The organism is Citrobacter sp. Cpo109, from assembly GCF_030332565.1.
Classification (GTDB): Bacteria; Pseudomonadota; Gammaproteobacteria; order Enterobacterales; family Enterobacteriaceae; genus Citrobacter; species Citrobacter portucalensis.
Window position 1 is genome coordinate 22,095 of sequence record NZ_JAOWHQ010000055.1, and the last position, 11,665, is coordinate 33,759.

Here is an 11,665-nt window from a genome sequence, read left to right on the forward strand (position 1 = left end):
CGTTGAACAACATTTTGACACTGTAGCATGAGCATTAATGAAAATGTGGCAATAAAAAGCCCCGCATTAAGCGGGGCTAAACGTTGTGCGTATATCGTTATGCGGCTTCGACTTTACGCACTTTCTCTGGCAGCTTTACCGGCTGAGTCGCCAGCTCCTCGGGTTCAAAGTCATCCACGTTGATACTGCGCAGTCGGCTCGCTTCGGCTTTCACCAGAATCGCGGCTTCATCTTTATCAATCAGCCCTTTCGCCAGCGCATTGTGCGCCAGTTCGTCGAGGCGGGTAAATGGCAGGTTTTTACCCAACTCTTTACAGATCCGCTGGTGGATAGGGTCGGCTGCAATCACGTCCAGCAGCGCCTCTTCCAGCAAACCAACCGGGTTATGCTCGCTTGGCGTCAGATATTGACCACGACCAATACGAGAACGAGTCGCGCTCGGAACCTGCAAAATCTTCGCGACTTTATGGTCCAGCTTGTCAGACGGAGCATCATAGTGGCGACCGGTCGGGAAGATAACTACGTTCAGCAAGCCCGCGACCAGACGGTTCGGGAAGTTTTTCAGCAGATCGTCCATCGCCTGTTCCGCTTTGTACAACGCATCCTGAACGCCCCAGTGAACCAACGGCAGGTCCGCTTCATTACGGCCTTCATCGTCATAACGTTTCAGTACCGCGGAGGCCAGATACAGCTGACTTAACACATCGCCCAGACGCGCGGAGATACGTTCACGACGCTTCAGACTGCCACCCAGTACGGCCATGGACACATCTGAAAGCAATGCCAGGTTGGCGCTCAAGCGGTTCAGGTGCTGGTAGTAACGTTTGGTCGCATCGCCGGTTGGCGTGCTGCTGGTTAAGCCACGTGTCAGACCAAGCCAGAAGCTGCGTACTTTGTTACTGCCAACGTGACCGATGTGTTTGAACAGCAGCTTGTCGAACGCATTCACATCGTTACTCTGTGCCGCAGCCATCTCTTCCAGAACATACGGATGGCAGCGAATCGCACCCTGACCGAAGATCATCATGCTACGGGTCAGAATGTTGGCACCTTCTACGGTAATGGCGATTGGCGCACCTTGATAAGCGCGGGCGAGGAAGTTGCTTTCGCCAAGCATAATGCCTTTACCGCCAGTGATATCCATCGCATCGATGATTGACTGCTGCCCGCGGTGGGTACAGTGATATTTCACGATAGCCGACAGCACCGCCGGTTTTTCACCCAGCATAATGCCGTAGGTAATCAGTGATGCCGCAGCGTCCATCACGTAGGCGTTACCGGCAATACGTGCCAACGGCTCTTCAATACCTTCCATCTTGCCGATGGAGATTTTGAACTGGCGACGAATGTGCGCATACGCGCCGGTAGCCATCGCGACCGATTTCACGCCGCCCGTCGAGTTAGACGGCAGGGTAATACCACGTCCCACAGACAGGCATTCCACCAGCATGCGCCAGCCTTGACCGGCCATTTTCGGACCACCGATGATGTAATCAATCGGTACAAACACATCTTTACCGAGGGTCGGACCGTTCTGGAACGGCACGTTCAGCGGGAAGTGACGACGCCCAATTTGTACGCCCGGCGTTGAGGTTGGGATCAGTGCACAGGTAATGCCGAGATCTTCTTCACCACCCAGCAGTTTTTCCGGGTCGGAGAGTTTAAATGCCAGACCCAGTACCGTCGCGATAGGCGCCAGCGTGATATAACGTTTGTTCCAGGTTAGGCGCATACCCAACACCTGCTGGCCCTGCCAGTCGCCCATACAGACCACACCGGTATCAGGGATCGCCCCTGCGTCGGAGCCTGCTTCCGGGCTGGTCAGAGCAAAGCATGGGATCTCCTGACCGCGAGCCAGACGCGGCAGGTAATGATTTTTCTGCTCTTCGGTGCCGTAATGTTGCAGCAGCTCGCCTGGGCCTAATGAGTTAGGCACGCCAACGGTGATCGCCAGGATCCCGGAAACGCCGGAGAGTTTCTGCAGAACGCGAGCCTGAGCATAGGCTGAGAATTCCAGCCCGCCGTACTCTTTCTTAATGATCATCGCGAAGAAGCGGTGTTCTTTCAGATATGCCCACAGTTCCGGCGGCAGATCCGCGAGTTCGTGAGTGATCTGGAAGTCGTTCGCCATGCGGCACGCTTCTTCCACTGGACCATCAATAAACGCTTGTTCTTCAGCGGTCAGATGCGGCTGAGGATAGTTATGCAGTTTTTTCCAGTCAGGCTTGCCCTGGAACAGGTCACCTTCCCACCAGGTCGTACCGGCATCAATCGCTTCTTTCTCAGTACGCGACATCGGCGGCATGACTTTACGGAAACCGCGGAACACCGGCGCAGAGATCATGGATTTGCGCATCGGCGTAAAGTTAAACGGTACGAGGATAATGGCCAGAGGAACCAACAGCCAGACTGACCACAGGCCAGCCACGCCAAGCGCAGCCGTCCAGGCGAGCAAAATTAAGCTGCTGAGGAATAAGCTCACGCGGTGATAAAACAGAACGCTGAGCAGAACAACCGTAGCGATAATACTCAAAATCATCATAACGAAAAGCTCCCTTGCTTGTAGGAGGTCTGACCACTTGTGATGATATGTTTGTAGTGGATGTAAATTCTTTTAGCAATGTGTTTACAAAATAATTACAACAAAGCTCACATTGTTGCTGTTTTAACCGGCACAAAAAATCAAAAGCGACAGCCATTCCTGTGGCTTGTACTTCTCGCTGGTAGCGCTATCCGGTACACTGCGTCTTGTCATTTACATTCATGCTGAAGGATATCCTCATGTACCAGGATCTTATTCGTAACGAACTGAGCGAAGCGGCGGAAACGCTGGCTAATTTTCTTAAAGATGACGCCAATATTCACGCCATTCAGCGCGCGGCAGTTCTGTTGGCAGACAGCTTTAAAGCGGGCGGTAAGGTGCTTTCTTGCGGTAACGGCGGTTCCCATTGCGACGCGATGCACTTTGCTGAAGAGCTGACCGGACGCTATCGTGAAAACCGTCCTGGTTACCCTGCTATTGCAATCTCTGACGTTAGCCATATCTCCTGCGTCAGCAACGATTTTGGTTACGATTATGTGTTCTCTCGCTACGTAGAAGCCGTGGGTCGTGAAGGTGATGTCCTGTTAGGCATTTCGACTTCGGGTAATTCCGGTAACGTAATTAAAGCGATTGCCGCAGCGCGTGAGAAAGGGATGAAAGTGATCACCCTGACCGGTAAAGATGGCGGCAAAATGGCGGGCAGCGCAGATATTGAAATTCGCGTGCCGCACTTTGGCTACGCCGACCGTATTCAGGAAATTCATATCAAAGTGATCCATATCCTGATCCAGCTGATCGAAAAAGAGATGGTTAAACCATAAGAAGATGATTGCCGGATGGTGGCTGAAGCCTTATCCGGCCTACATGAGCACCACGTAGGCCTGATAAGCGCAGCGCCATCAGGCAGTTCACGGTTTTAAGGTAGGTGATGTATGTGCGAACTGCTCGGGATGAGCGCCAATGTGCCAACCGATATCTGCTTTAGCTTCACTGGGCTGGTTCAGCGCGGCGGAGGGACTGGGCCGCACAAAGACGGCTGGGGTATTACGTTTTATGAAGGTAAGGGCTGCCGTACGTTTAAAGATCCGCAACCTAGCTTTAATTCGCCTATCGCCAAACTGGTACAAGACTACCCCATCAAATCCTGTTCCGTGATTGCCCACATTCGTCAGGCGAACCGTGGCGAAGTGGCGTTGGAAAATACCCATCCCTTTACCCGCGAACTGTGGGGGCGTAACTGGACCTATGCTCATAATGGACAGCTCAGTGGCTATAAATCGCTGGAAACCGGAAATTTCCGCCCGGTCGGGGAAACCGACAGCGAAAAAGCTTTCTGCTGGCTGCTCCACAAGCTGACGGAGCGTTATCCGCGCACGCCTGGCAATATGACGGCAGTGTTTAAATATATCGCGATGCTGGCAGGAGAACTGCGGGAGAAGGGCGTCTTCAACATGCTGTTGTCTGACGGACGCTATGTGATGGCCTTCTGTTCGACCAACCTGTTTTGGATCACGCGTCGTGCGCCGTTTGGCGTGGCAACATTGCTGGATCAGGACGTGGAAATCGATTTTAGCTCAGAGACCACACCCAATGATGTGGTCACCGTGATTGCCACTCAACCGTTAACCGGCAATGAAACCTGGCAAAAGATTATGCCAGGCGAGTGGGCATTATTTTGTCTCGGGGAGCGTGTAGTTTGATGCCAGTTGCGGCTGAACCACTTCGTGACTCAACGGCTTGCTGACGACGTAACGACCATCGACGACAGAGACGGTCGGTGGTTTACGTGTTTGTTCAAAGTAATCGTATCCCGGCTTTAACTGGGCCCAGAAATCTTTGTAATACGAGAACTTATGGCGCTGCATGTTGGCATCGGTCATGCGGAACGGGTAAATGCTAACCTGTACGCTGGACTGCCCGAACACCAGAGCACCGGTCACAAACTGGAAAATCTCATCAATGCCGTTGTCGGTCATTGCGTAGCAGCCGACGGAAACACAGGCACCGTGGATCATCAGGTACTTACCTTCATAACCGTGTGCGCGGTCATAGGCATTAGGGAAACCAATGTTAATCGCTTTATAGAAGCGACTATCTGGTTTCAGCTGTCCACGCTGAACGCTGTAAAACCCTTCCGGACTTTTGAAATCACCCTGACGCTGCTTCGGACCTAAGCCACCGGAATAATTACAGATCTTATAACTGTCGAGCAATTGATACTGTTCGCCCATCTTGACGTACAGATCCAAGGTTCGCTCTTCTTTGAAGATCTGGATATAAACGGGGGAGCCCATTAATTGCTGCTTATATTCTTTGCTGACAGGCGTAGTCGGGCTGCTGCTGCTCAGCAAACCGGCAAATGAAACGCACGGCAATAAAAGCATCGCAAGAAAAAATGCGATTTTACGCATACTGCTTATTCCTTGATAAAACGATCACACACGCCAGGACGGCAAAAAGAATCCCCAAATCGGATAAATCTGGATCTGGAGCGCTCACATTAGCACCAAGAGAGTTTTTCGCAAGTCTCTCGTGCGGCGTTTACACTTTAGTTTTTCTTTATACGGAAAAGTGCGCTTAAAGGCAGTCAGACACTGCCGTATTTTGCTGGTTACTGCGCTTCATTGGGTCTTAATCGTGCTGGATGGATAATGGGTCAGGAACGGCTCAGCATTAGGTACAACCAGACTTCTCACAACATAAAAATACTGTATACTTAAACAGTGACGTGGGAGACAAACGATGCGTAAAATCATACATGTCGATATGGACTGCTTTTTCGCGGCGGTGGAAATGCGCGACAACCCCGCCCTGCGTGATATTCCCATTGCTATTGGCGGCAGTCGAGAACGTCGGGGGGTCATCAGCACGGCCAATTACCCGGCGCGCAAATTTGGCGTGCGTAGCGCAATGCCAACTGGAATGGCATTAAAGCTGTGTCCGCATCTCACTTTATTACCTGGTCGTTACGAGGCCTATAAAGAAGCCTCCCGCCAGATTCAGGCTATTTTCTCCCGCTATACCTCGCTGATAGAACCACTTTCGCTGGATGAAGCCTATCTGGATGTGACCGACAGCACCCACTGCCACGGCTCAGCTACGCTGATCGCTCAGGAAATCCGCCAGACAATTTTTAACGAATTACAGTTAACCGCCTCTGCCGGAATTGCGCCGGTAAAATTTCTGGCAAAAATAGCTTCCGATCTCAACAAACCCAATGGGCAATATGTGATTACCCCTGCCGATGTTCCTGAATTTCTCAGAACATTACCGTTAGGCAAAATTCCCGGCGTTGGCAAAGTCTCCGCCGCTAAGCTGGAATCAATGGGATTACGTACCTGCGAAGATGTTCAAAAATACGACCTGGCAATGCTGCTCAAACGCTTCGGCAAGTTTGGTCGCGTGCTGTGGGAGCGCAGTCAGGGGATTGACGAACGGGACGTTAACAACGACAGGCTGCGTAAATCCGTCGGCGTGGAGCGTACGCTGGCGGAAGATATTCACGAGTGGTCGGAGTGTGAGGCGATAATAGAACGGCTCTATCCCGAACTGGAACGGCGTCTGGCAAAGGTTAAACCGGATCTGCTGATCGCTCGCCAGGGGATAAAACTCAAGTTTAATGATTTTCAGCAGACTACGCAGGAGCACGTCTGGCCGCGCTTAAATAAAGATGACTTAATTACGACAGCGCGCAAGACCTGGGACGAGCGTAGGGGAGGGCGAGGCGTCAGGCTGGTGGGATTACACGTCACGCTGCTGGATCCACAAATGGAAAGACAGCTACTGTTGGGGCTGTGACTCAGAACAATTGCCGGATGTCGGCGTAAACGCCTTATCCGGCCTACAAACCAGCGTGCAGGCCAGATGGCTACGTAACAACTTTATCCGGCCTACAAATCAGCATGTAGGCCAGATAAACGTAGCGTCATCCGACATTTAGCGCAGAATCTTACTTCGCCGGAATAGACTTCAGCAGTTCAGTCAGCAGCGTCCAGTAATGGCCGACGCTTTCGATATGAACCTGCTCATCCGGGGAGTGTGGACCGGTGATAGTTGGCCCGATGGAAACCATGTCCATATCTGGATACGGTTTCTTGAACAGACCACATTCCAGACCAGCGTGGATGATCTGGATATTCGGCGTTTTATTGAACAGACGCTGATAGGTTTCACGAACCAGGTGCATAACCGGAGAGTTAGCATCCGGCTGCCAGCCTGGGTATCCGCCTTTTGCCTGGGTTTTCGCGCCAGCCAGTTTACCCAGTGAATCCAGCATGCTCACCACGTAGTCTTTACCGCTGTCGATCAGGGAACGGATCAGGCAGTGAATTTCAACGTTGTCGTCAGTCATGGTGACAACACCGACGTTCAGAGAGGTCTCTACCACGCCTTTGGCGACGTCAGAGTTGCGGATTACACCGTTCGGGGTGGCGTTCAGCAGACGCACAAAGCTGTCGCGAGACTGAGCGGTCAGCGCGGCTTTGTCTTGAGCTACGGCATCCAGCAGCAGAGCCAGGTTCTTCTCTTTGGCTTCCAGTTCGTTTTTCAGGATTTCCTGATAGGTGTTGACCAGCGCTTTTAACGCATCAACTTTATCTGCAGCCACGGCGAGGGTGGCAAAGGCTTCACGCGGAATCGCGTTACGCAGCGTACCGCCGTTGAAATCAACCAGACGCAGATCCAGCTCTTCAGCGTGGCCCGCCAGGAAGCGTACCAGCAGTTTGTTCGCGTTACCGAGACCCACGTGGATTTCGCCGCCGGAGTGACCGCCTTTCAGGCCTTTTAACGTCAGCTTAAAGCTCTGGAATCCAGCCGGGATTGCTTCACGGGACAGCGGCAGGTTAGAGGTAAAGTCGATACCGCCTGCGCAACCCATGTAGATCTCACCTTCTTCTTCTGAGTCGGTGTTGATCAGGATATCTGCCTGCAGCCAGTTAGCCTGCAGACCAAACGCGCCATCCATACCCGCTTCTTCGGTCATGGTCAGCAGCACTTCCAGCGGACCGTGTACCACGCTGCCATCAGCCAGAACGGCCAGCGCAGACGCCATACCGATGCCGTTATCCGCACCCAGCGTGGTGCCACGGGCTTTCACCCATTCGCCGTCAATATAAGGCTGGATAGGATCTTTAGTGAAGTCGTGCACGGTGTCGTTGTTTTTCTGCGGGACCATATCCAGGTGCGCCTGCAGAACGACCGGCTTGCGGTTTTCCATGCCTGCGGTAGCGGGTTTGCGAATCAGGATATTACCGACTTGATCGCGCTCGACGTGGAAACCTTTCTCTTGGGCCCAGCTCAGAATGTGTTCAGCGAGCTGCTCTTCATGATAGGACGGATGAGGAATAGAACAGATTTTGGCAAAAATATCCCATAGCGGTTGCGGGGATAATTGAGACAGTTCAGACACGTTGAGTCTCCTTGGCGATGTCCTACAAAACTTGCTTGCAGGCCACGGGGTTAGCAGAATTAAAAACACCACAAGTCAGGCTTGCGCGATGCGATTGAGAATACCACTTTCTCCGCTGACGGCTAGCATAAAGCATGCAAAAAGAGGCGCGGATTCCGCGAAACACTGGTTTTTAGTGCGTCAGATCTCTATAATCTCGCGCAACCTATTTCCCCCTCGAACACTTTTTAAGCCGTAGATAAACAGGCTGGGACACTTCACATGAGCGAAAAATACGTCGTCACCTGGGACATGTTGCAGATCCATGCACGTAAACTGGCAAGCCGCCTGATGCCTTCTGAACAATGGAAAGGCATTATTGCCGTTAGCCGTGGTGGTCTGGTGCCGGGCGCATTGCTGGCGCGTGAATTGGGTATTCGTCATGTCGATACCGTATGCATCTCCAGCTACGATCACGACAACCAGCGCGAACTGAAAGTGCTGAAGCGTGCCGAAGGCGACGGTGAAGGTTTCATCGTAATCGATGACCTGGTTGACACCGGTGGGACCGCCGTTGCGATCCGCGAAATGTATCCTAAAGCGCATTTCGTCACTATCTTCGCTAAGCCGGCTGGTCGCCCGCTGGTGAATGATTATGTTGTTGATATCCCTCAGGATACCTGGATTGAGCAGCCGTGGGATATGGGCGTGGTGTTCGTCCCGCCGATCTCAGGTCGCTAATCTAAAAAGTTTTCAACGCCTGGCATTTGCCGGGCGTTGTTCTTTTTGTGCTGTGTCAGGTTACACTATGCCTTAGTGAGTACTCATGGAGGCTGCAATCATGTCACAGGCTAACCTCAGCGAAGTCCTGTTTAAACCCCGCTTCAAACACCCTGAAACGTCAACACTGGTTCGTCGTTTTAATCACGGCGCGCAGCCGTCCGTACAATCTGCCCTGGATGGCAAAACCATTCCGCACTGGTATCGCATGGTGAATCGCCTGATGTGGATCTGGCGCGGCGTCGACCCGCGTGAAATCCTTGAGGTGCAGGCACGTATCGTGATGAGCGAAGCCGAGCGTACAGATAAAGAACTCTACGATACAGTTATCGGCTATCGCGGTGGGAACTGGATCTATGAGTGGGCGAAGCAGGCGATGGACTGGCAACAGAAAGCGTCTATGGAAGAGGATCCGCAGGTGAGCGGACGCCACTGGCTGCATGCGTCTACGCTGTACAACATTGCCGCTTACCCACACCTGAAAGGCGATGAGCTGGCAGAGCAGGCACAGGCTTTAGCCAATCGCGCCTATGAAGAGGCCGCACAGCGATTGCCGGGCACGCTGCGTGAGATGGAGTTTGCTGTTACCGGCGGTGCGCCGATCACCGGATTCTTACATATGCCAAAAGGCGACGGTCCGTTCCCGACGGTGCTGATGTGCGGTGGCCTCGATTCCATGCAAACGGATTATTACAGTCTGTATGAGCGCTACTTTGCCCCGCGCGGTATTGCCATGCTGACGCTGGATATGCCGTCGGTCGGGTTCTCGTCAAAATGGAAACTGACTCAGGATTCCAGCCTGCTGCATCAGCATGTATTAAAAGCGCTGCCTAATGTTCCCTGGGTGGATCACACCCGCGTGGCGGCCTTCGGTTTCCGCTTTGGCGCTAACGTAGCGGTACGTCTGGCGTATCTGGAATCATCGCGTCTGAAGGCGGTGGCCTGTCTGGGGCCAGTGGTTCATGCGCTGCTTAGCGACCCGCAGCGTCAGGCGAGCGTCCCGGAAATGTACCTTGATGTACTGGCTAGCCGCCTGGGGATGCATGACGCCTCCGATGAAGCGCTGCGCGTTGAGCTAAATCGCTATTCATTAAAAGTGCAGGGCCTGCTGGGGCGACGCTGCCCGACGCCAATGCTTTCGGGCTTCTGGAAGAACGATCCGTTTAGCCCGGAAGAGGAGTCGCGTTTAATCACATCTTCATCTTCAGACGGTAAGCTACTGGAGATCCCCTTCAACCCGGTGTATCGCAATTTTGACAAAGGGCTGCAGGAAATAACCGGTTGGATCAATCAGAGATTGTGTTAAAAGTTTGCTAAATTTTATCGATTTGGTAAAACAGGTGCTTCACCTAAGGAGATCGTAATGACGTTACCGAGTGGGCATCCGAAAAGTAGATTGATCAAGAAATTCACCGCGCTTGGCCCGTATATCCGGGAAGGGCAGTGCGAAGATAATCGATTTTTTTTCGATTGTCTGGCTGTTTGCGTCAACGTGAAACCCGCCCCTGAGAAACGCGAGTTCTGGGGCTGGTGGATGGAACTGGAGGCGCAGGAAAAACGCTTCACGTACAGCTATCAGTTTGGTTTGTTTGATAAAGACGGTAACTGGACGGCGGTGCCGGTGAAAGAGACTGAAGTGGTAGAGCGACTGGAATACACCTTACGTGAATTCCATGAAAAATTACGTGGCTTGTTAACGACGCTGAATCTGGCGCTGGAACCTGCTGACGGCTTTAAGGATGAACCGGTTAAGTTAACGGCATAATGAACAGTGAAATGCCGGATGGCGGCGCAACCCAATCCGGCATTTTTTTATGCTATATCAAAACTGGTAGACCATACCGACAGCAACGATGTCATCATCGTTGATGCCCAGTTTATTATCGCTATCCAGCTGGTTGATTTTATAGTCAACAAACGCGGACATATTTTTGTTGAAATAATATGTTGCGCCCACGTCGATATAATTCACCAGGTCTTCATTGCCGACACCTTCAATATCTTTCCCTTTAGAAAGTACATAACCCAGTGACGGACGCAGACCAAAGTCAAACTGGTACTGAACAACCGCTTCGAAGTTCTGTGTTTTATTGGCGAAGCCGCCGGAAATTGGCGTCATATTGCGTGTTTCAGAATAGAACGTCGCAATATAAATATCGTTAGCATCATATTTTAAGCCGGTCGCCCAGGCTTCAGCTTTATCACCCGTACCACGAGTTTGCAGATTCTGCTGGTTGGTACGATCGGAGTTGGTATAAGCGCCGCTCACCGCGAAATCGCTGCCGCCAAAGTCATAGGTAACGGAAGTACCAAAACCGTCGCCGTTCTGTTTTTTCACATCACGATCCTGGTTTTTACCCTGGTATTGCAGGGTCAGATCCAGGCCATCCACGACGCCGAAAAAGTCGGTGTTACGGTAAGTTGCCAGACCGCTGGCGCGTTTGGTCATAAAGTTATCGGTCTGTGCGGAGGAGTCACCACCGAATTCCGGGAACATATCGGTCCAGGCTTCCACGTCATACAGCGCGCCCAGGTTACGACCATAATCAAACGAGCCAAAATCTTTTAATTTCACACCGGCGAAGGCCAGACGTGTTTTTTGTTGGTTAGAGTCGCTTTCAGCTTTATTGCCGGCAAACTCTGCTTCCCAACGACCATAACCGGTTAGTTGATCGTTAATTTGCGTTTCGCCTTTAAAACCTAAACGGATATAGCTTTGGTCACCATCTTTGCTGTCATAATCCGTCATGTAATGCATGGCTTTTACTTTGCCGTACAAGTCTAGCTTATTACCATTCTTGTTATACACTTCCGCCGCCTGTACGGATGCCGACGCAACAATTCCCATCACCACTAATGCCAGAGTGCTCTTTTTCATTTTCATTCCTGATTAAAAGTACGCGCTAATATTCACTGGGTGTGATCCCCGTTAAAAGACAGGAGGGTTTTTAACGTCT

At 51.9% G+C, this 11,665-nt stretch carries 10 protein-coding genes; 6 read left to right on the forward strand and 4 right to left on the reverse strand.

All coding sequences use genetic code 11. The annotated features are described in order from the left end of the window. Positions 1 to 97: 97 nt before the first annotated feature. Positions 98 to 2,542, reverse strand: coding sequence for an acyl-CoA dehydrogenase FadE (gene fadE, locus OGY71_RS08370; protein WP_003830821.1), 2,445 nt, complete (start codon positions 2,540 to 2,542; stop codon positions 98 to 100). A gap of 239 nt (positions 2,543 to 2,781) precedes the next feature. On the opposite strand from fadE, the gene lpcA reads away from it, so the two are divergent. Together lpcA and OGY71_RS08380 are read left to right on the forward strand one after the other, a co-directional pair. Then, a complete protein-coding gene (gene lpcA / locus OGY71_RS08375; protein WP_003031390.1) occupies positions 2,782 to 3,363 on the forward strand; it encodes a D-sedoheptulose 7-phosphate isomerase in 582 nt (193 codons plus the stop codon). A gap of 111 nt (positions 3,364 to 3,474) precedes the next feature. After that, positions 3,475 to 4,242, forward strand: coding sequence for a class II glutamine amidotransferase (locus OGY71_RS08380; protein ID WP_003031388.1), 768 nt, complete (start codon positions 3,475 to 3,477; stop codon positions 4,240 to 4,242). Here OGY71_RS08380 and dpaA read toward each other — a convergent pair. Then, positions 4,213 to 4,953 (reverse strand): peptidoglycan meso-diaminopimelic acid protein amidase, encoded by a 741-nt coding sequence (dpaA, locus tag OGY71_RS08385; RefSeq protein WP_003830823.1) that lies wholly within the window; start codon positions 4,951 to 4,953, stop codon positions 4,213 to 4,215. The two genes, OGY71_RS08380 and dpaA, sit on opposite strands and share 30 nt — an antisense overlap. Positions 4,954 to 5,284: 331 nt before the next feature. Between dpaA and dinB the strand changes: the two genes are divergently transcribed. Next, the gene (gene dinB, locus OGY71_RS08390; RefSeq protein ID WP_003830824.1) at positions 5,285 to 6,340 is read left to right on the forward strand and encodes a DNA polymerase IV; all 1,056 of its coding nucleotides are present in this window, start codon (positions 5,285 to 5,287) and stop codon (positions 6,338 to 6,340) included. Positions 6,341 to 6,491: 151 nt separating this feature from the next. On the opposite strand, the gene pepD is transcribed toward dinB, so the two are convergent. Beyond that, positions 6,492 to 7,949, reverse strand: a complete 1,458-nt coding sequence (gene pepD, locus OGY71_RS08395; protein ID WP_286613102.1) for a cytosol nonspecific dipeptidase — start codon at positions 7,947 to 7,949, stop codon at positions 6,492 to 6,494. Positions 7,950 to 8,210: 261 nt separating this feature from the next. On the opposite strand from pepD, the gene gpt reads away from it, so the two are divergent. From gpt to crl, 3 genes are all read left to right on the forward strand, one after another. Then, on the forward strand, positions 8,211 to 8,669 hold the full coding sequence (gene gpt, locus OGY71_RS08400; protein ID WP_003031380.1) for a xanthine phosphoribosyltransferase: 459 nt from the start codon (positions 8,211 to 8,213) through the stop codon (positions 8,667 to 8,669). Between the two features lie 100 nt (positions 8,670 to 8,769). Further along, positions 8,770 to 10,014, forward strand: a complete 1,245-nt coding sequence (gene frsA / locus OGY71_RS08405; protein ID WP_003830828.1) for an esterase FrsA — start codon at positions 8,770 to 8,772, stop codon at positions 10,012 to 10,014. A 57-nt stretch (positions 10,015 to 10,071) separates the two neighbouring features. Beyond that, positions 10,072 to 10,473: a sigma factor-binding protein Crl gene (gene crl / locus OGY71_RS08410; RefSeq protein WP_003830830.1), complete on the forward strand. Its 402-nt coding sequence runs from the start codon at positions 10,072 to 10,074 to the stop codon at positions 10,471 to 10,473. Positions 10,474 to 10,530: 57 nt separating this feature from the next. On the opposite strand, the gene phoE is transcribed toward crl, so the two are convergent. Further along, positions 10,531 to 11,586 (reverse strand): phosphoporin PhoE, encoded by a 1,056-nt coding sequence (phoE, locus tag OGY71_RS08415; RefSeq protein ID WP_003830831.1) that lies wholly within the window; start codon positions 11,584 to 11,586, stop codon positions 10,531 to 10,533. Between the last annotated feature and the right edge of the window lie 79 nt (positions 11,587 to 11,665).